Raw genomic sequence first — 22238 nt, 5'->3', positions numbered from 1 at the left:
ACAACGCTTCTTTTTTATTAAATTTGATAACGCTTTGGTTATTGTATATGGAAACGTACGGAAAGATATTGCTGGTTGCGATTCCTGTATTTCTGATACTGGTGCTACTGGAGATGACTTATGCCCATCGCAACAAAGGCAAGCAGATGCGTACCAATGATATCATCAGCAGCCTGCTGAGTGGTGTTACCAATATCACCAAGGATGTGCTCGGCCTGAGCTTCGTCATCTATTCCTATTCCTGGCTGGTACGTCATTTCGCGCTGATGCATATCGAAGCAACCTGGCTAACGTATGTGATTGCTTTTATAGTACTTGATTTTTCCGGTTATTGTGTACACCGCATACAGCACGAATATAATTTTTTCTGGAACGGTCACCTGATACACCATAGCAGTGAAGAATTTAACCTGGCCTGCGCCCTGCGGCAAAGCATTTCCGGATTCGCAAATATTTTTGTCATTTTCCTGCTGCCCGCCGCATTATTGGGCGTTCCGGAAAAGGTGATCGCCGTTGTAGCACCGCTCCATCTTTTTGCACAGTTCTGGTACCATACCACGTTTATTAAAAAGATGGGCTTCCTGGAGAAAGTGATTGTAACGCCTTCCCTCCACCGGGTGCATCACGCCATCAACCCTGAATACCTGGATAAAAACTATTCGCAGATCTTTATCTTCTGGGACAAATTATTTGGCACGTACCAGGAAGAGCGGCCTGATATTCCACCGGTATACGGTATCACGCGGCCGGTGCGAACCTGGAACCCGGTAAAAATAAATTTTCAGCACGTAGGGCTTTTAATAAAGGATGCCTGGCGTACCCATAGCTGGCGCGACCGGTTCCGGATTTGGCTGATGCCCACCGGATGGCGCCCTGCAGATGTTGAGAAAAAATATCCCGTTTATAAAATAGAAGACGTTTACCATTTTGAAAAATATAATCCTTCCCTGCCTGGGCGCGTCAATCCCTGGCTTTGGGTACAACTGATCGCCCTGCTGTTTTTTATCTGTTTCCTGTTTGGTAATATTGCCGCCATCGGGTCTCCCGGCATCTTTTACTACGGTCTGTTCATCTTTTTATTTGTGTATGCATTGGCTGAGTTGATGGATGGAAGTTCCGGTGCATGGATCTGGGAAACTTTGAAAGTGAGCTGCGGCATGGGCGTTCTTTATCACTATGGAGATTGGTTCATGCTCAAAACTTATTTTGCCTCCGGCTGGATCCTTGTGACCGGGTACTTGTTGCTTTCCTTTATAATGACCCTCCTTTTTACCAGGCGAGATTGAACTTTTGGTAGTTTTTTTGTGATTATTCAAGGGTATTTCCAGGGCCTGGCAATCATGGTGTGTTACGGTTCTCTATAAAGATTTACAAGCCTGAAGGAACTTAAAGTGCAGTAAACCTGCGTCCGTGTTTTCTAAAACGTCAGCACCAGCACCCGCCCCGCTTTTCTACTAAATTAATTAGTATTATCTTTGAACGCTTTTAATCAGATCGATTATGACCCCACTGGCAGAACGGCTACGGCCGCATCGTTTGGAAGACCTGGTAGGACAGGAACATCTCACCGGCAATGGTAGTATTCTCCAAAAGTCCATTGCTACCGGAAATATTCCCAGTATGATTCTTTGGGGACCGCCCGGCGTGGGTAAAACCACCATCGCCACCATTATTGCAAATACGGTAAACCGGCCGTTTTTATCCTTAAGCGCCATTTCAGCCGGCGTAAAAGATATCCGCGATGCCATCGCAACTGCCACGGCAGCGCGTGGCGCCATTTTGTTTATCGATGAGATCCACCGATTTAATAAAAGCCAGCAGGACGCCTTGCTGGGTGCTGTAGAAAAAGGCATCATCACTCTGATCGGCGCTACCACCGAAAACCCCTCGTTTGAGGTAAACAGCGCCTTACTAAGCCGGTGCCAGGTTTATGTTTTAAAAGCACTCGAAGAAAAAGACCTGGTAAAACTGTTGCACCTGGCCATGGAACAGGATGCACAGATCCACAATAAGCAGGTGCAACTGAAGGAAACCGGCGCACTGATCCGTATTTCGGGAGGCGATGCCCGGAAGCTTTTAAATCTTTTTGAAATTGTATGCGATGCGCTGGATACGCCGGCAGTGATCACCGATGAAGCAGTGATGCGTATCGCTCAAAAGAAAGTGGCCATATACGATAAAACGGGCGACCAGCATTATGACATTATATCCGCATTTATCAAATCCATCCGTGGCAGCGATCCTAATGGTGCGGTCTACTGGCTGGCCCGGATGATTGAGGGAGGCGAAGATATTAAATTCATTGCCCGCCGCATGGTCATCTCCGCCAGTGAAGACATCGGCATGGCGAATGCCAACGCCTTATTGCTGGCCAATGCCACATTTGAAGCAGTGAACAAGGTCGGGAATCCCGAGGCGCGGATCATTTTATCGCAATGTGCTATCTACCTGGCCGCTTCCCCAAAAAGCAACAGTGCCTACCTGGCTATTGACAATGCCCTGGCCGCCGTTCGAAAAACGGGTGATCTTCCGGTGCCGCTGCATATACGCAATGCTCCTACCAAGCTGATGAAGAACCTCAACTATGGAAAAGATTATCAATATTCCCATAGCTTTGAAAACAATTTCAGCGAGCAGGAATACCTCCCGGACGGCGTTGCAGGTGCCGCTTTTTATGAACCGGGGAATAACCCACGGGAAAATGAACTAAGAGGGCACTTAAAAAAATTATGGAAAGATAAATACAAGTATTGATGCAGCAACAACCGGTTATTGAATGGGCATGCCGGCCCTTTGAACAGCTTTCTACAACAGAACTGTATGCCATCCTGCAACTGCGGGCCGCTGTTTTTGTAGTAGAACAAGCCAGTATTTACCAGGACCTGGATGGTAAAGATTTTAAAGCACTTCATCTTACCGGCACCGACAACGAACAACTGATCGCCTATACCCGGCTCCTTCCCCCGGGCATTTCCTATAAAGAACCATCCATCGGGCGGGTAGTGATCGCGCCATCGCACCGGGCTTATGGGCTGGGAAGAGAACTGATGAAGCGTAGTATAAACCGCTGCCAGGAGCAGTTTGAACAAAAAAGTATTCGTATCAGCGCCCAATTATATCTAAAAAATTTTTATACATCGCTGGGGTTTGAACCGGTTGGCGTTCCCTATGATGAGGATGGAATTCCGCATATTGAAATGGTCAGCATCCATTAACCATACCTGAACCCGGTAAAAGCTGAATGTATCAACCTCCCGAAAAACCCCAATATTCAGATGCATGCTCAATTCACTGAAAAACCGGTAAGCGCTTTTATTTTGTTTTTTAAACTTCCTTTATCATATCCTGTCCAGCTATCTTTTATGATACCATTGGGGGCCACCAGGACATAATTCGGAATTCCCTCAACGCCGTATTTGGCATAAATACCCCTGTTCTCCCTGCCGTCGCTAAAGTTGTTCCAGGTCATTTTAAAATATTCAGACGCCTGCTTCCACATTTTTTTATTATCGCTGCTCAGGCTAACAATAACCAGGCGATCTTTAAGCTGCTCGAAAATTTCCTTCATCTCAGGAACAGATGCATGGCAGGGTCCGCATCCAAAGCTCCAAAAGTCAAGCAGGATATATTGGCCTTTAAATTCGGTTAAACGATGCAATTTACCGTCTAGGTCCGTTAATACGGTATCATACATCGGCTCCCCAACCTTCACGACTCTCGGAGGGTAAAGCACATTAGCAATATGTTCACCATAAGCGCTGTTTTTTAAGTGGGCATCAAGACTATTGTATAGTTTCGCAACAGGCGTTCTGAATGCGTCAATATGATTCCATTTAATCATGTTTGCAGCCGCATCCAGTATTTTAAGCCGGACAGAAGTCATTCTCCCCTTCTGAAGAAGATCTAAGTTCCTCTTATGAATTTTATAAAGACAGGCATCGGAAAGCCGGTCCAGGGAATCAATCGTTATTTGTGCGTTCTTTTTTTCCAGGCCGGTGCTACGATCTGCTGATCTTACAATGTTTCTGATCGCAGACAGCTCTTGATAATTATTCCACAGTAATTTATTCGCCTGTACAAAATACGCCCACTCTTTTTGCTCAGGGATATCACTGATAACGTTCCATGTATAAATAAGCTTATTTTGTCCTTCAATAGTCATATGATGTCCCGGCTTTGCCCAAAGCTCTAGCCCCATTGAAGGGAAACCTTTGTCAAATGATCTTAAGGAATACCGTCCGATCTCTTCATTATCCGGACCGTACTCTATATGAAAGCGGCCATTAACAACACTGTCTTTGGCAACCTCCGTTCCAACCGATCCTTCTTCTTTCATTAATGAAATAGGTGTTCCATCTTCAACACCCTTTAACCAGCCATCAATGACAACCTTTTTTTGGGCACCTACACTACCGACAAGCGCAAGTAAGATAAGAACAAGTATGACGCTATCCTTCATAACTTTTCGATATAGAAATTTATTTTCTGTTAAACAAACGGACCAAACACGTTCCGGAACCCTTTATTTTTTTCTGATAGAAACACTGTCTGCCACAAACACCAGTGAATGTTCTTTCGCATTGAGCATACCGTTTTGAGCCTTGAAGGCAATTACCTTGTCCGGCTGTTCTTGTTTAATCTCCCCCGTATAACGTAATTGTATTTTATGGACGGCTGCGGGCTTTTCTGTGTAAGCATAAGTCACATCGCCTTTCAATACTTGGCCATCTTTTGCCGGTTTTTCGGAAGACGCTGATGAGCGTAGGGTCACCGCCTGAACGGCTTCTGTTTCCTGCTTTAACAGCCTTCCCTTTACCATTACAGTACTTAAAGAAGAAGCCTTAGCAGGAATGGTCCCAGCCTGCTGTACACCATAGCCCACTACTACCACTTCCTTCAGATCCGTTGCAGGTTTAGAGGCCCCCTTGTTTCCGGCTTCTTTCGTATGGATCTCAATCACCCCGTTCCGTGCTTTTTCTCCATATGTGGTTTCTTTTATTTTATCGCCCTTCAATACATTAATCGTTTGAATTTGTTCCGCGGGAAGATCCCTCATCGCTCTCAACTCCTGTACTTTTCCATCTACTACATACACCCCTTCAAATTTTTCACCCACGGCAACAGTTGCCGTTTTTGAACTTACTACACCTGTTCCATCGGCTGTATGAATGCCATTCACATTGCCTCCTGCAATGATTTGCACACCGCTTGTTTTACCTTTCAAACGAATATTTGACGAAGGCGGTGCGTCGCCGGTATAATGCAGTTGCAGGCGGTACCCGGAAGAATCACTGGTAAAGGTCCCACCCTTTTTTGTAGTAATGATCACTACTCCATTTTTGCCTTTCGGACCATATATTGCCCGGGCAGATGCATCTTTCAAAACAGAAACCGATGCTATGTCTTCCGGCTCTACCGGGATTTTTTCAAAACCGGGTTTCACCATACCGTCAATCACCAGTAAAGGAAGCAAGCCTGTTTTGGGGTCCCTGAGCTGGCCAAGAAAATCTTCTTTTTTATTCAGCTCAGAATCTTCCGCGGATTTTACCACGATACGTTTTTGAGGAAGGGTATCCTTCATCTTTCCCCACATTTTCAACTGCATCAGGTCTACCATTTTTTTATTGGTTGCCACCAGCAGCAAATTAGAGCTTACCCCGAAGCTCTCGAACGAGGTCCTCCTTGGTGAAGCGCCCACGGACAGGATCTGAAACCGGTCGATCTTCTTATTGGCTTCATCCATGGTCAGGATCTTATTATCCACCCATATTTTAAAATCATTCGCGCTGCTTACATCATCCTGATCGAGAGCGGCACCACCTCCGGCTCCAAGCACTATGGCTTCTCCATCTATGAACCATATCGGTTTGTGAGAACTACCGGCCACCCGCTTGGCTTTTTCAAAAATATCTTCCGGGGGATTCTGGTCAACAGGTGCCTCAGCGGGATGGGGCTCTTTCTCATGCTGTATCACTTCCTTCCGGAACGCCAGCAGCAATACCGCTACCACCGGCAGCAAAAACAAAAATTTGGTCAGATGTACTTTCGCAGATTTGATGCTATTCATCATCGCGATCCTGTTCTTCAACGAAGAGAAATTAAAATGGTTGGCAAAGGCAAACTGTTTATTCCCCATCACTTTTAATAACAGGTATTGATATTCCTTTTTATCCATACCACTTTGCAACACCTGCTTATCGGCAAGAAACTCCAGGTTCTGCTTCATGCTTTTGCGCAGCAGCCATACAAAGGGATTAAACCAAAGCAGGATACATAACAACTCGCTCCAGATGATGTCAATGGTATGCTTTTGCCGTACATGCACAAATTCATGCCGAATGATCTCTTCCAGCTCCTCACCGCTGTGCAGTTCCGTATTTACAAAAATGGCATTCCCGAATGAGAAAGGACGCACGTCCTCATCCAGCTGGTAGATCCGTGTACGGGCGTCCGATATCAGCTGTGCCCGTCTTTTAATACGCAAGAAAGAAAGATACATGATCCCGAAACGGAACAGCAAGACCAGCGACCCGATTCCGCCTGCAACCAGAACCCAATCCCAGGTGGAAAGTGACTCCAGCAACGAGTTTGCCTGGGCTTCCGGAGAAAAGCCAAACACCGGTATCATCTGCACCAGTGTATTGCGGTCCAGTTCCTTTTTCTGCAATTCCGGCATGACATCGATCAGCGGGATCACAAAACTCAATACACCGTACCCCAGCAGGTACCAGCGGTTCCAGTTATAAAAAGTAAGCCTTCTTAAAAACAGTTGATAAAACAGGTATACAACGGCCAGGCAGATACTCAACTTAAGAATATAGTCAATAATGACAGGCATATGCAAATGTTTAAAGTTCCAGGTTTAACGTTTAAAAGTTCCAGGTTTCATATTCAATATTTACAGCTCCGGTTTTTGTTGGCATGCCCGGAGTATATGCGGTGCACCAACCTGAAACAGTGAACGTTAAACATGAAACGGCAGACAAAATCCGGCATCCGGGCATCTGCATTCAGAACAGAACCTACTATTCTGTATGCAGATAGCGCATCGCTATTTCTTCTTCCCGCTTTCTATCATTTTTACAATATCCTTCAACTCCTGCGCGGATAATTTCTTCTGGTCTACAAAAAAGCTTACCAGTTCTTTATAGGAATTGCTGAAATAATCCTTTACCACGCTTCCCATAAAACGCTTTTTATAATCATCTTCAGAAAGCGCAGGTTTGTAAACATACACGTTGCCAAATAGCCGGCTGCTTACATATCCTTTTTTTTCCAGGTTTTTAATAGTAGACGCAACCGTGGTATAAGGCGGCTGTTCCTCCAGCTGTTCCATAAATGCCTTAACATTGCCTTCTCCCACCTGCCAAACAGCAATCATCAACTGCTCTTCCTGTGCGGTTAATTTTTTCATCTCTTATACGATTTTAGAGTAAACTTACGAAAAACTCGTAACACTGTAAACTTTTTTTCTTTTTTAAGACAACCCTTACAACCGAATCCGCATCCTATTGTTATCTTTGGTAGCATTTAGTTTTATAAAATCAACAAGATGAAGTATTTACTTGCGTTACTGGTGACCATCCTGAGTTTTAGCGACGCCCAAAGCCAGGCCCTCCTTCCTTATAAACAATACAAAACCCTTCCGGCCGTACGGCTGCTTTCTGCCGACAGTACCGGGTGGGAGTTAAAGGCAAAATTGCAAAAAAACAAACCGGTAATGCTCATGGTATTCAGCCCCGAATGCGACCACTGCAAACATGAAACGGAGGAGCTGATAAAAAACATGAATAAGTTTAAAGATATCCAGATTATCATGGCTACCCCCCTGCCCCTGAAAGAAATGGCAGCCTTTGCAGCTCATTACAAACTTCAGCAATATCCCAATATTCTTGTAGGTAAAGATTATGCCTTTGCGTTACCCGCTTATTATGGCATCAAAAACCTTCCGTTTCATGCCTTTTACACCAGCAACAAACAATTGATCAGTGGTTTTGAAGGAAGCATGTCGGTTGCAACGATTTTAAAAATTTTCGGCAAATAGTTTTTTAATTGTTTTTAAGAATGCCGGTGAAGCATCCGCTTCTGCCGGCATTTCTGTTTTAGGCATCCGGTATGATAATCGGGACGATGCCTGAAACCAGCAGCATTTTTAGTACAAACAGTACAAATGCACACAATCTTTATATAAACGGTATTTATTATCGCCTTGCTTTTGCTATTTTTGAACAAATTGATTATTACGATGAAAAAATTTCACCTTTCGCTGATTGCGTTGATCATTGCTATTGCCGGTTTTGCACAAAATGCCATAAAACGCCCAAAACTGGTGGTAGGCATTGTAGTAGATCAGATGCGCTGGGATTACCTGTACCGCTACGCCGACCGTTATGGCAACGGAGGGTTTAACCGGATGCTAAAAGAAGGGTATACCTGTGAAAATACGTTTATCAGTCACCTGCCTTCGTTTACTGCCGTTGGACACACCACCGTATTTACAGGATCTGTTCCGGCCATACATGGTATCACCGGCAACGATTGGGTTGACCAGCTGACGGGAAAATCGGTTTATTGTACCGATGATTCCACCGTACAGGGGGTAGGCAGTCATTCAAAAGCAGGAAAAATGTCGCCCCGTAATAACCTGGCTACAACCATTACCGATGAACTGCGACTCGCTACCAATTTCCGTTCAAAGGTAGTGGGGGTTTCATTAAAAGATCGTGCCTCCATTCTTCCCGCAGGGCATAATCCCACAGCGGCCTTCTGGTTTGATGATGAAAGCCGGCAGTTCATTTCCAGTACCTGGTATATGAAGGAACTCCCTAGCTGGGTAACAACGTTTAATGGAAAAAAAGAGCCTGAAACGCTGGTGTCAACACCCTGGACTACCATGTACCCTATTTCGACATACACGCAAAGCACGGCAGACGATGTAAAATGGGAAGGAAAATTTAAAGGTGAAAAAACGACCAGCTTTCCGCACGACCTTAAGGATATTTTTAAGCAAGATCCGGATGTGATCCGCAGTTCTCCTTATGGCAATACACTCACGCTCAATTTTGCAAAAGCCGCAGTGGATGGCTACCAGCTGGGAACCGGTGCATTTACTGATTTTCTGACCATCAACTGTGCTTCCACTGACTATGTGGGGCATAAATACGGCCCCAATTCCATAGAAGTTGAAGACGTGTACCTCCGCCTGGATAAAGACCTGGATACCTTTTTCAAATACCTTGATCAAAAAGTTGGAAAAGGCAATTACCTGGTATTCTTAACAGCAGATCATGGTGCAGCTCATGCGATCGGGTTTATGCAGGAGCACCAGATGCCAGCCGATTTCTTCCAGAACGGCAAAGTCATTACTGCGCTTAACAACCTGCTGAAAACGCAATTTGGTGAAGACAAACTGGTGCGCTCCGGTGCTAATTACCAGGTACATTTCAACTATGCTGTAATCGAAGACAAAAAGCTGGATTATACCGCTATCAAAAAAGCAACCATGACATTCCTGCAAAAGCAGGACGGTGTTCAGTTTGTAGCAGATGTTGAAAACATTGGCAATGCCGCTATACCAGAGCCCATAAAAATGATGATCATTAACGGGTATAACCCCAAACGCTCCGGTGCTATACAAATCGTTTTAGATCCGGCATGGTTCAGCGGCTCACCGGGAGGTACCGGAACCACCCACGGAACCTGGAATCCACACGATACGCATATTCCCCTGGTTTGGTTTGGCTGGGGCATTAAACCCGGAAAATTAACACGGGAAGTACATATGACCGACATTGCACCCACCCTTGCCGCATTGCTGCATATTCAGCGTCCGAACGGATGTATTGGTAGTGTCATTCCGGAAGTTGGGCAATAGCAGGGTTGTATGAATAAACAGTTTACGCTCTTACTTTGCTGCTGCATCGTTTTTATTACAGTGCACGCACAAACAGACAGCCTGGAAACGCCCGCCGGCGCACCGCTCCGGACGGATTCGGTTACGCCTGTAACAACAGATACCCTGCCGGCGCAGGTGAACTCCGGTATACAGGTAAAAGATGAACAGGTATATCATCTCCGGAACGGACTAACCCTGGTATATCCCCGTCCCAAGCCATTTGGTTTTATCACCGATCTTCCAAGGGACGGATGGCAATATGTAAAGAACAGCTTTGCAAAAGAAAGCATTAAACCCTGGATTATGATCGCCGGCGCAACAGGCGTCCTGCTGGCACTGGACCAGCCCATCGCAGACGAATTGCATCGTTTTTCAGACCGGATCCATTATCACCGGGATAATTCCTACAAGACGGTTTGGGAGGTAAAAATCGGCAGTTCCAAGACCAGCCTCTTGCGCATTCCAAATAACCTGAACAGTGCTTTTTACCAGCTGGGACAGGGCTATGTCAGCCTGCTGGTAGGTGCGGGATTGTTTACCTATGGCAAAATTGCCAATGATTACCGCTCCCGCAGTACCGCCAGTCAGCTGCTCGAATCCTTTTTTCTGATGGGCGCCAGCACCCAACTGGTGAAACGGATTTCCGGCCGTCAGTCGCCCTTTATGGCCAGCAACCCGGGAGGCAACTGGCACCCGTTCCCATCCTTCGGAGAATATCAAAAGAACACGCCAAACTACGACGCCTTCCCTTCGGGCCACCTGGCTACACTGATGAGCAGTGTTACCATCCTGGCACAGAACTACCCTGAAAGCCGGTTCATAAAACCCATAGGATATAGCCTGGTAGCGCTTTTGGGCTTGTCGATGATCAATAATGACGTACATTGGGCCAGTGATTATCCACTGGCACTGGGCATGGGCTACCTGAGCGCCAAAACCGTTGCCAACAGAAGCCGGAAACTGTTAAAGTCCATTGGCATGAATAAAAACGACCGGGCCAGTCTTTCGTTTTCCCTGGTACGCCTTCACAATCAGCTGATCCCCGGTTTTATTTACTCGTTTTAAAATAGCTATGTAAGACCTCTCGTCGCACATAACTACACTTGACACCAAACAAGAAATGTTATCAGTTGAACAGGATCCTACCACAAGCTGTATTTTAGCAATATTAAAAAAATATCGTATGGACCTGATGCAACAATTTGAAGCGGCTGTTGCCGACAGCAAAACCTTATCTGAGAAGCCCTCCAACGAGATACTGCTGCAATTGTATGCGCTTTACAAACAGGCTACAGAAGGCGATATCCATACGGAAACCCCTTCCAACCCGTTCGACTTCGTGGCCAAGGCGAAATACAATGCCTGGGAGGAGCAAAAAGGAATGCAAAAGGAAGCGGCGATGGAAGCATATATTGAACTCGTTCGTAAATTGAAAGGATAATCATTCAAACAGGTCCTGCATGGTGACTTCCGATGTAATGCGGCCGGTGTAATAGATATTTTGCCGGGTGCCATAGGTTGTGATCATTGTAGGAAAAATCGTTTTCCGGGTGCCCGTCAGTTCCTTAAAAATGGCTGTTTTCCGGTCAAGTTCGGAAGCATACTTTTTATCAATGACGAACGCTTTATCGGAGAACTTCATTTCGCAGACATTGATGCAATGGTCCTGCCGGTCCAGCAGCAGATCAATCTGAGCACCAGTTGCTCCCTGTTTTGAATTATAGCGCCAGCCTGAGGCTTCCGTGTGCACTCCGCTAATACCAAGAGCTCTTTTAATTTGTGCCACATGCTTTTGGCAGATGGCTTCGAATGCATAACCGCTCCAGCTATTATAAGAGGATCCTGCTGCAATCTTATGCCAGGTGCCTGTTCCCATTGCACGGGCCCGATCTGCAAATTTCAGGTAAAACAGGGAATACTCATCAGATAACTTGTACACCGCATCACGTGCTGTTTTTTCAAATGGGATATATTGAGCGATAAATCCCGACTGTTCAAGTTCTTCAAATAACCGGGTGGTGGTTCCCCCAGTGGTCAATCCGCACGCAGTAATCACTTCGGTCCGACTCATTCCGCCCGCCTTTTTCGCCAGCTGCCGAACAATCGATTCATGATGACTGGCATTATTAAATAACGACCGGTACAACACGTCGAACTCCGTTTTCAACATGCCGTTCTTTTCAAAGAAAAGCTTATCGATCACCTGGTTGGCACTTTCTCCCTTATCCACCTGTTTCAGATATTGAGGAACACCTCCCATTGCCATATATAGCTGCAATACCTGGTATCGGTCTAACCGGATACCACGACTTATGAGATATGCCTCGGTTTCTTTTAAACTAAAGGGCAATAGCCTGATGGTCCGGCTTACCCGGTTATGAAGGCCGCCCCGGTTGTGCAGCACATTTTCTATCATCCAGGAAGCTGCAGAGCCGCAGATCACCACTTTCAGTTGCGGCTGGCGCGATGCCCAGGTATTCCACCAGTGCCCGAAGGCCGTTAGAAGCCCCGATTTAGGCGTATGGATCCATGGAAATTCATCAAACAGCACAACCACCGGTTGCTTTTTAATTTTAGTCTGCAGAAAATTACTGAGAAAAGGAGAACGCCTGCATCCAGTTATCCGGAGTAGCCGGCGGTATCACCGATTGCAAGGCTTGCTGAAGAGACTTACTGAAATTCAATAATTGATCCGTAAGGCCGGCTTCATGAAGTCCGGTACACTCAAATACAAGCTGAGGCTCGTAATAACCCCGTACAAGAAAACGTTTTGCCAACGCGGCGGCGGCCCAGAACGGCGATCAACTCCGCTTCCCGGGAATCCAGCATTTCCTGGAGGATCTTCTTCTCTGCATCCCGGCCGATAATGGTGGTAGTTGACATAGTTGTGGACAAGTTTATTATTTTATACTTATCCATAAATTACTTTTAAATACAGATATGGACAAATATAAATTTATATACCCGCCCATATCTTTTACAATCACAGGTCCGGATAATCCTGAACCGGCACATACAGATCAATTCAATCACATTCTACTGCAGTTCATACCTGGAAAACGGATTTCTGTCTTTTTCGGTATCTCTGCCTCCTACTAATCATTAGCTTCGTGCCATTTAAAAGCGAAATGTTTAACTGTTTTAGAAAGAATGTACTGCCGGCGTTGATCGCATACCTTGCATTTTCAATAACCGCCTGCAGTAAAAAAGATCCGCACAAGCCGCCTGTTCCGGACACGTCCTCTACAACTGTATATGTAGCCGGCGCTGCTTACAATGGCTCAAAAGATGTGGCCGTCCTCTGGAAAAACGGAGCAGCCACCTATCTTACAAACGGATCAACAGATGCCTATGCCACCGGGGTATTCGTATCCGGAAACGATATATACGTTACAGGCAATGAATATACCGGTACCAGACAAATAGCCCGGCTCTGGAAGAATGGCTCGGTTTCCAACCTCACGGATGCTCCCGGCAATACCGGAGCACATGCGGTGTTTGTAAACAGAGGCGATGTATATGTATGCGGATACGAAACCGGCAATAACGGCTATATTGCCAAATACTGGAAAAACGGGAGTGCCGTCCATCTTACCAACGGCGCTTTTGACGCTGAAGCAAAAGACATATTTGTATCCGGTAACGATGTATACATTGTGGGATATATGCACAACGGATTGCATCCAATTGCTACTCTATGGAAAAACGGCGTGGCTACCTATCTTACAGACGGCACTAAAGAATCTGTAGCCTCCGGCATATTTATAAGCAACCAGATGGTTTATGTAACCGGCTACGAGCACAACGGCACCAAACAAATTGCCACTCTATGGAAAAACGGCGTATCTATCCATCTTACAGATGGTACATTTAACGCCGAAGCCAATGCCCTTTTTGTAAAGGGTGTGGATGTATATATAGCCGGGCAAGAGCAAACCGGATCAAAAAGGGTCGCACGGATGTGGAAAAACGGGGTTTCCTCAAGTCTTACAGACGGAGTTGCAAACGCAGGGGCATCTGCTGTTGTTGCAAATGGCGCGGATGTATATGTAACCGGGTATGAATACAATGGGATGGTAAAAACAGCCCGGTTCTGGAAAAATGGCACCACTGTTCCGCTTGCACAGGCAGACCAGTGGGCTGCTGCTAACCGTATTTTTATCACCAACTAGTGGCTACATACCATTATGTAACACGGCCACCGTTACCAGGAGCTGGCCCGTATGCCGCATCGTATGCTCTGCTGCATGAAAACACAGTCCGATCACGGTCGAAGGCAATCCTGCCCTCCCCACTTTCCGGAGCGCTCTTAGCGATGCCGGATCCAATTGCCGGTACCGGCGGATCGTTTGCTGAATGCCCGTATGTACCTGCTGTAATAGCTGCCGGGTGGTATGACCCTGGTCAATCGCTTCGTTTTTCAGATACTCCAGTTGCCCGGGTGTAAGCATTTGCCCTTCGGCATAGCTCAGCAGCCGGTCCAGCACACCCACAATATGCTTCAGGTGAAAACCTACAGCCGCCACACCCGCCGGCCGCTCCCACAGCACCTCATCCGGGAAATCCATTAACAGGGTGTCCAGTTCCTCACCAGCCTGTAACAAGGCATCTGCTGCCGGCTGCAATTCCGGCACCAGGAAGGGATCTTTTTCCCCGCGGAGCCATACTTCTTTTTTTGCTTCCAATGCTTATGACCTTTGCTTAAATTGCCGTTATCCGTCCGGCCGTTTATAAAAGTACCATATTATTACATTCAACCAACAAAAAAGCCCGCTCCTTTCGGAACGGGCCTTTGTTTAAAGCATCGTAAATATGGTTATACCCGGAAGTGTGCAAACGCCTTGTTGGCTTCTGCCATACGGTGGGTATCTTCTTTCTTTTTGAAAGCAGCACCTTCGCCCTTGCTGGCTGCAACGATTTCATTCGCCAGTTTATCTGCCATGCTACGGCCATTCCGGTCGCGGCTGTAACGGATCAACCATTTAATGCTCAATGAAATCTTACGGTCGGGGCGTACTTCAGAAGGAATCTGGAAGGTGGCACCACCAATACGACGGCTGCGTACTTCTACTGCAGGCGTTACATTGGCCAAAGCTTTTTTCCAAACCTCGTATCCATCTTCATTGGTTTGTTTTGCAACCTTGTCCAGCGCATCGTAAAAAATAGTGAAGGCTCCACTTTTTTTACCCTCCCACATCAGGTTGTTCACAAAACGGGTAACCAGTTTATCGTTGAATTTAGGATCCGGTGCTAACGGAAGTTTCTTGGCTTGTGCTTTACGCATTGTATTCTAGTTTTTCTGAAATCTGATAATTGTTACAGCTAAATTACTTTTTAGCTTTTTTAGTTCCGTACTTAGAGCGGCTCTGCTTACGGTCTTTTACACCGGCAGTATCCAGGCTTCCGCGTACGATGTGATAACGTACACCTGGCAGATCCTTCACACGACCACCTCTGATCAGTACGATCGAGTGCTCCTGCAGGTTATGGCCTTCACCCGGTATATAAGCGATCACCTCTACCTTATTGGTCAAACGCACTTTAGCTACTTTACGCAGCGCAGAGTTTGGTTTTTTAGGAGTGGTTGTATAAACACGGGTACACACACCACGACGCTGTGGACACTGATCCAGCGCTCTGGATTTGCTCTTTGCCCTTATAATTTCTCTTCCTTTACGAACTAATTGATTAATAGTAGGCATTCTTTAATGCTTTAAATTTAGGACGGCAAAGGTAGCATTTGTTGATGAACTTACAAAAATAATTCTCATTTTTTCTGCCTTGCCCTTATTTTTTGAGCCGGCTATGGTAATCCTGCTCAGCTGCCTTGTGTCACTCCCTTGTGCTGCAGAAACTCTAATCATCTGTTTATCAAAAAGCTATGAACCTCCGCACCAAAATTAACACCATATCCGTTTGTTTGCTCCCGCTATCCATTTCGCCGACTGCTCCCGGTCCGTATTTCACTAACAACAACACCCGATAAAACTGCAAACGACACAGGTCCGGGGCATAACCGGACCTGTATTCATAAATCTGTCAAATCTGCCTTTATACTTTCTCCAGCCATCCGTAAGGATCCCCGTGTTTGTTTTCCTTATAATCCAGCAGGTACTTTTTCATCTCCGCAGAAATCGTCATGCTGTCAACATCAAACTCCATCACAAAATCCTTATATTTTAATTCCCGTACATGAGAAATAGTAGCGGCCGTGCCGCATCCGAACACTTCTTTTAAATTGCCGGCTTTATACGCGTCGATCAACTCATCGATCGATACCCTGCGCTCCTCCACTTTAAAACCCAGGTCGCGAAACCGTTCCAGCAGGCTCAGGCGGGTGATACCGCTTAAAATAGTACCATCTGTAAGATCAGGGGTTACTACCGTATCACCAATGATAAACATAATATTCATAGCGCCTACCTCCTGTACATATTTGTGCTCCAGGGCGTCCATCCACAATACCTGGTCGTAACCCTGCTTTTTGGCCTCCGCAGATGATAACAGGGAAGCGGCATAGTTGCCACCGGTTTTTGCAAATCCCGTTCCGCCGGGTGCCGCCCTCGTATATTTTTCCTCTACATAAATCCGCGCAGGGGCCGAAAAATAAGACCCCGCAGGGCCTGTGATGATCAGGAACTTATAAGAAGAAGATTCCTTTACCCCCAGTGTTTCTTCTGTGGCAAAAAGAAAAGGGCGGATATAGAGCGATTCATCATAACCCGAGGGAATAAAATCCTTATCCAGCTCCACCAGTTGTTTCATCCCGTCAATAAAGATTTCTTCGGGTATCTGTGGCATCGCCAGCCGCTCTGCCGAACGGTTCATACGTTTCCAGTTCTCATGTGGTCGGAAAATGTGAATGTTCCCGTTTTCGTCTTTATGCGCTTTTTGTCCTTCAAATATCGTTTGGGCATAATGGAGTACAGATAGGGCTGGTAGGAAGCCGAGCGACTGATATGGGCGGATATTGACATTTGTCCACTGACCATTCACATAATCCGCTTCCAGCATGTGGTCAGAAAAATACTTTCCAAAACCCAGGTGGTTAAAATCCACCTTTTCCAGATTGCTTTTACCGGTTTTCGTTACCGGTATACTCATTGCTTCCACCATAAAATATTATTTTTGATCCCGATACCTTTTCGGGAGTATAGCGAAGGTACGAACAGCGCTGTTAGGAAAAAAGTAAAACGTATGAGTCTGAATAAAATTGATCTGTCGCCGCAGTTGGTCGCGCGGTTGTATCCGAGATCCCTGTCGATCGATTCCACAACCCCGGCCCCTCCTGCTGCACCGCAGGAACCTGCTGCAGATGCTTTCGATGAACAAGTACCGGCGGCGGCAGCTCCTCCCGACTGGAAATCGCTGGGCGGAAATAAGAAAAACATTCTGGTAGTGGTGCATTACCCGGAAGACCTGCACCTGCCCGACACCTCCTTTCAATTCCTTTCGCAATTGCTCAATGCCTGCAAATTTACGCCGAATGACGTGGCCATTGTAAACCGCCATAACTATCCGGAACTGGATTATAAGGAAATGACCAGCCATTTTCAGAGCACCCAGGTTTTACTATTCGGCATCACAACCGCCGCCTTCGGGCTCCCTTTTGAAATTCCGCCATACCAGGTACAATCATTTGCCGGCTTAACCGTGGTTCATGCTCCCGCGCTGCATGAGCTTAAAGATGACAAACCTGCAAAGACCCAGCTTTGGGCCAGTCTTAAAAAAATGTTCAATATATGATCGAACTCATTTTCGCCACCAATAATGATAATAAAGTGCGGGAGATCCGGCAGGCATTACCGGAAGGTTTTTCCATTATCAGTTTGCAGGAAGCCGGCATCTTTAAAGATATTCCTGAACCCCACGCCACCCTGGAGGCCAATGCCACCGAAAAATCGACCGTTATTTACGAACTGACCCGGAAAAATTGTTTTAGTGAAGACAGCGGCCTGGAAACCGTGGTCCTTGATGGAGCACCCGGAGTACGCAGCGCCCGTTTTGCTGATGGAGAACCGCAGTATGCTTCCAATACCAACAAATTACTTACGCTGTTAAATGGCAAAGAGAACCGGAAAGCCCGGTTCAGAACAGTTATTTCATTAATAATCAAGGGAAAAGAAGAACTCTTTGAAGGTATTTGCGAGGGCACTATCGCACCGGAGCCAATGGGCACGGGTGGATTTGGTTACGATCCGGTATTCATTCCCGATGGAAGTAATAAAACATTCGGCCAAATGACCCTGGAGGAAAAACAGGAATTTAGCCACCGGAAGAAAGCAGTTAAAAAACTGGTGGTATATTTGAAAAGTCTTGCAGATCGTTGACCGGTTTAAAAGTTGATAAGGATTTCCCCTTTTAACCTATAAACCGATCCATTTGTCAGCGCAATTCAAGGCACTTTTTAAAAAATTTAAAAATTTGAATACAGAAAGCAACCATATTATACCGGACAACGACTTAATTAAAGGATGTATTGACGGGGATCGGAGGATGCAGGAAGAACTATACCGGCGCTTTTCTCCCAAAATGTACGCTGTTTGCCTGCGTTATGCTTCCAATGCTGAAGAAGCACAGGATATATTACAGGACGCGTTCATTAAGGTTTATAAAAAGCTGGATAGTTTTCGCGGTGACGGATCGTTTGAAGGTTGGGTGCGCCGTATTTTTGTAAACACGGCCATTGAGCATTTCCGCAGAAAAAAATACCTGCAACCGGTAACAGAAAAGGAAGAAAATACCATCGAAGGGAAATACGTTTCCGTATTGGACGAACTAGCTGAAAAGGATATTTTACAACTGATCACGCAATTATCTCCCGGTTACCGGACGGTATTTAACATGTATGTGGTGGAAGGATACTCGCATAAAGAGATTGGAGACATGTTGGGTATTAGTGAAGGAACCAGTAAGTCGCAGCTTTCGCGTGCAAAAGCGATCCTGCAGGACCTGGTAAAAAAATACATTGAGAATAAAGATAAAATAGATACAGTAAGCAATGAACAGCCAACATAAATTATATGACTATCAGGTAACGCCGCCGGCTGAGGCTTGGAAAAACATTTCCGAAGAACTGGAAACCTTGCAGGCGTTAAAACCACTGGGGCTGAAATTACAGGCACTGGAAACGGCTCCGCCTGCAGCTGCCTGGGGTAATATCCTGGATCACCTGGAAGAAGAGCATTCCTTCAGCAATATGGCAGAAAGGCTCCGGAGCCTGGAAATGATACCACCTGCTGCAATCTGGGACAAAATAGATGAGGAGCTGGATGCAACGCGGAGCATCCCCAAGCTGACTCCTGTGCGGAAAAGCCAGTTTAACTGGTCGAAATACGCTGTAGCCGCCTGCATTGTGGGACTGCTGGGTTTTGGGATTTTTCACCTGGTTGAAAAATCCAATAAAGATACAGCGGGTATTGTAGAGCGGCTGTTCCCGGAAAAAGATTCCGGTACGCCCACCATGGCCTTAGAAGATCCCAAAGACAAGCCCGTTATCAAACCGCATACGGAAACAGGAAATAATATTGCTCTGAACGAAACGCCTGTTAAATCATCACAGATAAAAACCGCCTCCGGCAATACTTATAAAACCACCGTGGAGCGGAACAAAGCCATCCAGGGCCGTTATATCATGCTGATGACAGAGGATGGGAATGTGGTGCGTATGTCTAAAAAACTGGGTAGTATGGCCGACTGTGTGGCTGGTGAAAACAACAGTGAAGACTGCAACTACCAGATTGAACAATGGCAGAAGGAAATGGCCAAGGCGCCGGTTGCCGCTACCCCAGACAATGTTTTTGATCTGCTGGAACTGGCTAAAACAGAAAATGCGGGTTTATAGGCAGGTCAGGAATTCCTTAACAGCATCAACAAAACGACGCAGCCCCTTTTATCCCGCTATAAAAATGACATTTTAAATCTTATCTTCGGATAAGATTTTTTTTATCCGGGAACCAGTTCCTTTGTCATATTGTCCAATGATCAATTATCATAACAAAATATTCAAACCGGTTCAAAACTCAAGCAACAGGGAAACTTTTCCCGCTACCACCTTCCATTATACGCAGGAAGGCACTATGGTATCAGCGGCATATGCAGGAGAACCGATTGTAAAAGGCCATTTATTGGGCCTTGTTGATGAAGCAGGCGGCATCCGGATGCATTATCACCAGATAAATAATAAAGGGATGCTGATGACCGGGCGTTGCACTTCAACTCCTGAAATGTTGCCGGGTGGCAAAATAAGATTACATGAAGCATGGCGGCGGGCCAACGGCGACTACTCAGCAGGCAGTTCCGTCCTTGAAGAACCATAACCGTTTACATCTGCAGCATTAATATATCTCATGACAAGAATAAAGGTCCCATTACCGGCAGCATTCCCTTTCACCTGCACTATTGCAGTAAGGGTTACAGATATTAACTATGGAGGACATGTGGGCAACGACGCGCTGCTGGGAATGATCCATGAAGCCCGGGTTCAGTTCCTGCGCCGGATGGGGTACACCGAGCTTTCCATGGAAGGAGTAGGACTAATTATGGCCGATGCCGCCATTGAATTTAAAAATGAGGTATTTATGGAAGACAGCCTCCAGGTATCGGTAGCAGCCGGCGACTTTCAGCGGGTGGGTTTCGATTTGTATTACCGGATTGAAAAAGTAATCGATGGCAAAAAAATCCCTGTTGTATTTGCCAAAACGGGTATGATCTGTTTTGACTACTCCCAACGCAAAATTACCCAAACGCCCGAGGCGGCATTGCAGAAACTGAAGCAGTTTGCCTCTAACACCCCGTAATCCGGGTTGGGGTTGGTCGTATTGTTCCGTTTTTTACAATTTCAGAACCCTGGTTCTTGTTAATTTTACTTTAAATGGATCAAACAAAAGCGATGTACCAGGAATTTTTACCGGCACCACTGTTAAGACCGTTTATTGAAAACTATTATGTGATTCAAACAGACGGTAGTGCGTATTTTGAAAAAAAGGCCTATGCCAGCGGCTGTATCGAAATCATGATCCGGCTTGGCGGAGGCAACTGGTATGTACGCAACGAAAAAGGAATCCAGTTAAACCCGCCTATTGAGTTATGGGGGCAGATCATTGAACCGCTTACTTATTTTTGCGATGGTCCGGGATGCATGATGGGCGTGCGTTTTTACCCCCATACAGCAGCGTTGTTTCTAAGGGAATCAGCTAATTTGTTTAACGACCAGGTAAGCGATCTTTATCAGGTAATGGGCAACCCGATCCAATATCTGTACGAAGAATTGCTGAATAAGGCAACGCTCAAAGAGCGCCTGGAAGCGTTCGATGCCTTTTTTTATAAAAAGAGCGTCGGGCCATGCTAAACAAAAACATCAGATCCTATTGCTGGACGGGATAATCCGGGAATTCAAGCGCGAGGACTTTTGGAACAATATCCAAAATATTGCAGAAAAATTTGGGATTTCCTCGCGTTACCTTCAAAAACTATTTGTGCAGCATACCGGCCTTTCTCCCAAGCTCTACATACAGATCAACCGGTTTCAAAACAGCCTGAAACTCCTAACCCAACGCAACCTGCCGCTTACTGCTATTGCTTATGAATGCGGCTATTTCGACCAGGCTCATTTTATCAAAGCCTTCAAATCCTTTACCGGAACCACCCCATCCGGCTTCCAGGCCGAAAACAGCCCAATCATCCTGTCGCCTGCCGCTATCTGACTGTTCCGATCTTTACAATTTTATGGCGCTGTCTCCATAGCATCTTTGTAAAAACAAATAACAAAAATGCTATATCACTATCCACACCGCACGCTGATATGTGGCCCAGTCCAGAACACCTGGAGAGCCGCCCTGCAGTTAATCCCATTATCTAAAATATTAAAATCACCTGTTATGAAATCCTGTACTATTATCACAGCCCTGTTCCTGATATCCTTTACAACACCGGCTGCAAACCTCCACCCTCCGGTGAATGAAAAAGTCTGGAAGACCTTTACCCTGTTGTTTAAGACCGCAGCAGATGCTCAATGGACCTATTCCGTCGATTTCTGTGAGGCTCACTTCCACACAGAAACGGCCCGGTTCCGGGCAATGTTCGACTATAACGGCAACCTTATCCAGACAATCCGCTATTATAAAAACGGCCTTCCCGCAACTATTCTTCACAAAATTCATAAAAGATACGAAAATGCAGCAATACACGGCGTCACCGAAACATCCGATGCCAATGGCATTGTTTATGATATCGTTTTATATGAAGACATACGAATGTTGCGCCTGACGGTAGCCGCTGACGGCACGGTCTTAAACACCCGCCGGTTTAAACGGGCGGGTAATTAAAAGCCGGAGCGCATTGA

General features: G+C 46.0%; 26 protein-coding genes. 17 read left to right on the top strand and 9 right to left on the bottom strand.

Annotation, left to right across the window (positions count from 1 at the left end; translation table 11 throughout):
• Positions 1 to 47: 47 nt before the first annotated feature.
• The 3 genes from LL912_RS23355 to LL912_RS23345 all read left to right on the top strand — a co-directional run bounded on the left by LL912_RS23355 (position 48) and on the right by LL912_RS23345 (position 3215).
• The gene (locus LL912_RS23355; RefSeq protein ID WP_235556037.1) at positions 48 to 1286 is read left to right on the top strand and encodes a sterol desaturase family protein; all 1239 of its coding nucleotides are present in this window, start codon (positions 48 to 50) and stop codon (positions 1284 to 1286) included.
• 214 nt (positions 1287 to 1500) lie between these two features.
• Entirely contained in the window at positions 1501 to 2754 is a 1254-nt protein-coding gene (locus LL912_RS23350; RefSeq protein ID WP_235556036.1) for a replication-associated recombination protein A, read from the top strand.
• The gene (locus LL912_RS23345) at positions 2754 to 3215 is read left to right on the top strand and encodes a GNAT family N-acetyltransferase (RefSeq protein WP_235556035.1); all 462 of its coding nucleotides are present in this window, start codon (positions 2754 to 2756) and stop codon (positions 3213 to 3215) included. Before LL912_RS23350 ends, LL912_RS23345 begins: the two co-directional genes overlap by 1 nt.
• A 68-nt stretch (positions 3216 to 3283) precedes the next feature.
• Here the strand turns inward: LL912_RS23345 and LL912_RS23340 are convergent, their stop codons facing one another.
• From LL912_RS23340 to LL912_RS23330, 3 genes are all read right to left on the bottom strand, one after another.
• Positions 3284 to 4459, bottom strand: coding sequence for a TlpA family protein disulfide reductase (locus LL912_RS23340; RefSeq protein WP_235556034.1), 1176 nt, complete (start codon positions 4457 to 4459; stop codon positions 3284 to 3286).
• Positions 4460 to 4522: 63 nt separating this feature from the next.
• Entirely contained in the window at positions 4523 to 6838 is a 2316-nt protein-coding gene (locus LL912_RS23335) for a M56 family metallopeptidase (protein ID WP_235556033.1), read from the bottom strand.
• 213 nt (positions 6839 to 7051) lie between these two features.
• Positions 7052 to 7414 carry a BlaI/MecI/CopY family transcriptional regulator gene (locus LL912_RS23330; protein WP_235556032.1) on the bottom strand — a complete coding sequence of 121 codons (363 nt, stop codon included), beginning with the start codon at positions 7412 to 7414 and terminating at the stop codon, positions 7052 to 7054.
• A gap of 138 nt (positions 7415 to 7552) precedes the next feature.
• Between LL912_RS23330 and LL912_RS23325 the strand changes: the two genes are divergently transcribed.
• From LL912_RS23325 to LL912_RS23310, 4 genes are all read left to right on the top strand, one after another.
• Positions 7553 to 8044: a TlpA family protein disulfide reductase gene (locus tag LL912_RS23325; protein WP_235556031.1), complete on the top strand. Its 492-nt coding sequence runs from the start codon at positions 7553 to 7555 to the stop codon at positions 8042 to 8044.
• 201 nt (positions 8045 to 8245) lie between these two features.
• Entirely contained in the window at positions 8246 to 9874 is a 1629-nt protein-coding gene (gene pafA / locus LL912_RS23320; RefSeq protein ID WP_235556030.1) for an alkaline phosphatase PafA, read from the top strand.
• Between the two features lie 9 nt (positions 9875 to 9883).
• Positions 9884 to 10960, top strand: coding sequence for a phosphatase PAP2 family protein (locus LL912_RS23315; protein ID WP_235556029.1), 1077 nt, complete (start codon positions 9884 to 9886; stop codon positions 10958 to 10960).
• 118 nt (positions 10961 to 11078) lie between these two features.
• Complete coding sequence (locus LL912_RS23310) at positions 11079 to 11336, top strand: acyl-CoA-binding protein (RefSeq protein WP_235556027.1); 258 nt, start codon at positions 11079 to 11081, stop codon at positions 11334 to 11336.
• Here the strand turns inward: LL912_RS23310 and LL912_RS23305 are convergent, their stop codons facing one another.
• On the bottom strand, positions 11337 to 12452 hold the full coding sequence (locus LL912_RS23305; RefSeq protein ID WP_235556026.1) for an AAA family ATPase: 1116 nt from the start codon (positions 12450 to 12452) through the stop codon (positions 11337 to 11339).
• Positions 12453 to 12619: 167 nt separating this feature from the next.
• A complete protein-coding gene (locus LL912_RS23300; RefSeq protein ID WP_235556024.1) occupies positions 12620 to 12814 on the bottom strand; it encodes a hypothetical protein in 195 nt (64 codons plus the stop codon).
• Positions 12815 to 13023: 209 nt separating this feature from the next.
• On the opposite strand from LL912_RS23300, the gene LL912_RS23295 reads away from it, so the two are divergent.
• A complete protein-coding gene (locus LL912_RS23295; RefSeq protein WP_235556023.1) occupies positions 13024 to 14067 on the top strand; it encodes a hypothetical protein in 1044 nt (347 codons plus the stop codon).
• A 3-nt stretch (positions 14068 to 14070) separates the two neighbouring features.
• Here LL912_RS23295 and LL912_RS23290 read toward each other — a convergent pair whose 3' ends face one another.
• From LL912_RS23290 to LL912_RS23275, 4 genes are all read right to left on the bottom strand, one after another.
• Positions 14071 to 14580 (bottom strand): DinB family protein, encoded by a 510-nt coding sequence (locus LL912_RS23290; protein ID WP_235556022.1) that lies wholly within the window; start codon positions 14578 to 14580, stop codon positions 14071 to 14073.
• Positions 14581 to 14711: 131 nt separating this feature from the next.
• Positions 14712 to 15179, bottom strand: coding sequence for a 30S ribosomal protein S7 (gene rpsG, locus LL912_RS23285; protein ID WP_235556021.1), 468 nt, complete (start codon positions 15177 to 15179; stop codon positions 14712 to 14714).
• Between the two features lie 43 nt (positions 15180 to 15222).
• The gene (rpsL, locus tag LL912_RS23280) at positions 15223 to 15597 is read right to left on the bottom strand and encodes a 30S ribosomal protein S12 (protein WP_026310044.1); all 375 of its coding nucleotides are present in this window, start codon (positions 15595 to 15597) and stop codon (positions 15223 to 15225) included.
• 349 nt (positions 15598 to 15946) lie between these two features.
• Entirely contained in the window at positions 15947 to 17011 is a 1065-nt protein-coding gene (locus tag LL912_RS23275) for a branched-chain amino acid aminotransferase (protein ID WP_235556020.1), read from the bottom strand.
• Positions 17012 to 17092: 81 nt separating this feature from the next.
• Between LL912_RS23275 and LL912_RS23270 the strand changes: the two genes are divergently transcribed.
• The 9 genes from LL912_RS23270 (at position 17093) to LL912_RS23230 (ending at position 22221) form a co-directional block, all read left to right on the top strand.
• The gene (locus LL912_RS23270) at positions 17093 to 17641 is read left to right on the top strand and encodes a hypothetical protein (RefSeq protein WP_235556019.1); all 549 of its coding nucleotides are present in this window, start codon (positions 17093 to 17095) and stop codon (positions 17639 to 17641) included.
• Entirely contained in the window at positions 17638 to 18225 is a 588-nt protein-coding gene (gene rdgB / locus LL912_RS23265; RefSeq protein WP_235556018.1) for an RdgB/HAM1 family non-canonical purine NTP pyrophosphatase, read from the top strand. Before LL912_RS23270 ends, rdgB begins: the two co-directional genes overlap by 4 nt.
• A 94-nt stretch (positions 18226 to 18319) precedes the next feature.
• Positions 18320 to 18913, top strand: coding sequence for an RNA polymerase sigma factor (locus LL912_RS23260; RefSeq protein ID WP_235556017.1), 594 nt, complete (start codon positions 18320 to 18322; stop codon positions 18911 to 18913).
• Complete coding sequence (locus tag LL912_RS23255; protein ID WP_235556016.1) at positions 18897 to 19739, top strand: hypothetical protein; 843 nt, start codon at positions 18897 to 18899, stop codon at positions 19737 to 19739. Before LL912_RS23260 ends, LL912_RS23255 begins: the two co-directional genes overlap by 17 nt.
• 136 nt (positions 19740 to 19875) lie before the next feature.
• Positions 19876 to 20214, top strand: a complete 339-nt coding sequence (locus tag LL912_RS23250) for a hypothetical protein (protein ID WP_235556015.1) — start codon at positions 19876 to 19878, stop codon at positions 20212 to 20214.
• Between the two features lie 30 nt (positions 20215 to 20244).
• Complete coding sequence (locus LL912_RS23245; RefSeq protein WP_235556014.1) at positions 20245 to 20694, top strand: acyl-CoA thioesterase; 450 nt, start codon at positions 20245 to 20247, stop codon at positions 20692 to 20694.
• Between the two features lie 74 nt (positions 20695 to 20768).
• Positions 20769 to 21245 carry a DUF6597 domain-containing transcriptional factor gene (locus tag LL912_RS23240; protein WP_235556013.1) on the top strand — a complete coding sequence of 159 codons (477 nt, stop codon included), beginning with the start codon at positions 20769 to 20771 and terminating at the stop codon, positions 21243 to 21245.
• The gene (locus LL912_RS26020; protein ID WP_255785832.1) at positions 21208 to 21600 is read left to right on the top strand and encodes a helix-turn-helix domain-containing protein; all 393 of its coding nucleotides are present in this window, start codon (positions 21208 to 21210) and stop codon (positions 21598 to 21600) included. The genes LL912_RS23240 and LL912_RS26020 overlap by 38 nt, the downstream gene beginning before the upstream one ends.
• Positions 21601 to 21774: 174 nt before the next feature.
• Positions 21775 to 22221: a hypothetical protein gene (locus LL912_RS23230; protein ID WP_235556011.1), complete on the top strand. Its 447-nt coding sequence runs from the start codon at positions 21775 to 21777 to the stop codon at positions 22219 to 22221.
• Positions 22222 to 22238 lie beyond the last annotated feature (17 nt).

It is taken from the genome of Niabella agricola (assembly GCF_021538615.1).
Lineage (GTDB): Bacteria > Bacteroidota > Bacteroidia > Chitinophagales > Chitinophagaceae > Niabella > Niabella agricola.
The sequence above is the reverse complement of the archived record's forward strand: the minus strand, read 5'-3'. Positions and strand labels throughout refer to the sequence as shown.

Bases quoted from the DNA above. Each gene is read 5' to 3' on its own strand.
- LL912_RS23275 (WP_235556020.1), bottom strand. From the start codon at position 17,011: ATGGTGGAAGCAATGAGTATACCGGTAACGAAAACCGGTAAAAGCAAT.
- LL912_RS23345 (WP_235556035.1), top strand. From the start codon at position 2,754: ATGCAGCAACAACCGGTTATTGAATGGGCATGCCGGCCCTTTGAACAG.
- LL912_RS26020 (WP_255785832.1), top strand. From the start codon at position 21,208: ATGCCTTTTTTTATAAAAAGAGCGTCGGGCCATGCTAAACAAAAACAT.
- LL912_RS23245 (WP_235556014.1), top strand. From the start codon at position 20,245: ATGACAAGAATAAAGGTCCCATTACCGGCAGCATTCCCTTTCACCTGC.
- LL912_RS23295 (WP_235556023.1), top strand. From the start codon at position 13,024: ATGTTTAACTGTTTTAGAAAGAATGTACTGCCGGCGTTGATCGCATAC.
- pafA (WP_235556030.1), top strand. From the start codon at position 8,246: ATGAAAAAATTTCACCTTTCGCTGATTGCGTTGATCATTGCTATTGCC.
- rpsL (WP_026310044.1), bottom strand. From the start codon at position 15,597: ATGCCTACTATTAATCAATTAGTTCGTAAAGGAAGAGAAATTATAAGG.
- rdgB (WP_235556018.1), top strand. From the start codon at position 17,638: ATGATCGAACTCATTTTCGCCACCAATAATGATAATAAAGTGCGGGAG.
- LL912_RS23335 (WP_235556033.1), bottom strand. From the start codon at position 6,838: ATGCCTGTCATTATTGACTATATTCTTAAGTTGAGTATCTGCCTGGCC.
- LL912_RS23350 (WP_235556036.1), top strand. From the start codon at position 1,501: ATGACCCCACTGGCAGAACGGCTACGGCCGCATCGTTTGGAAGACCTG.
- LL912_RS23240 (WP_235556013.1), top strand. From the start codon at position 20,769: ATGGATCAAACAAAAGCGATGTACCAGGAATTTTTACCGGCACCACTG.
- LL912_RS23315 (WP_235556029.1), top strand. From the start codon at position 9,884: ATGAATAAACAGTTTACGCTCTTACTTTGCTGCTGCATCGTTTTTATT.
- LL912_RS23230 (WP_235556011.1), top strand. From the start codon at position 21,775: ATGAAATCCTGTACTATTATCACAGCCCTGTTCCTGATATCCTTTACA.
- LL912_RS23255 (WP_235556016.1), top strand. From the start codon at position 18,897: ATGAACAGCCAACATAAATTATATGACTATCAGGTAACGCCGCCGGCT.
- LL912_RS23340 (WP_235556034.1), bottom strand. From the start codon at position 4,459: ATGAAGGATAGCGTCATACTTGTTCTTATCTTACTTGCGCTTGTCGGT.
- rpsG (WP_235556021.1), bottom strand. From the start codon at position 15,179: ATGCGTAAAGCACAAGCCAAGAAACTTCCGTTAGCACCGGATCCTAAA.
- LL912_RS23310 (WP_235556027.1), top strand. From the start codon at position 11,079: ATGGACCTGATGCAACAATTTGAAGCGGCTGTTGCCGACAGCAAAACC.
- LL912_RS23325 (WP_235556031.1), top strand. From the start codon at position 7,553: ATGAAGTATTTACTTGCGTTACTGGTGACCATCCTGAGTTTTAGCGAC.
- LL912_RS23330 (WP_235556032.1), bottom strand. From the start codon at position 7,414: ATGAAAAAATTAACCGCACAGGAAGAGCAGTTGATGATTGCTGTTTGG.
- LL912_RS23250 (WP_235556015.1), top strand. From the start codon at position 19,876: ATGATCAATTATCATAACAAAATATTCAAACCGGTTCAAAACTCAAGC.
- LL912_RS23300 (WP_235556024.1), bottom strand. From the start codon at position 12,814: ATGGATAAGTATAAAATAATAAACTTGTCCACAACTATGTCAACTACC.
- LL912_RS23270 (WP_235556019.1), top strand. From the start codon at position 17,093: ATGAGTCTGAATAAAATTGATCTGTCGCCGCAGTTGGTCGCGCGGTTG.
- LL912_RS23355 (WP_235556037.1), top strand. From the start codon at position 48: ATGGAAACGTACGGAAAGATATTGCTGGTTGCGATTCCTGTATTTCTG.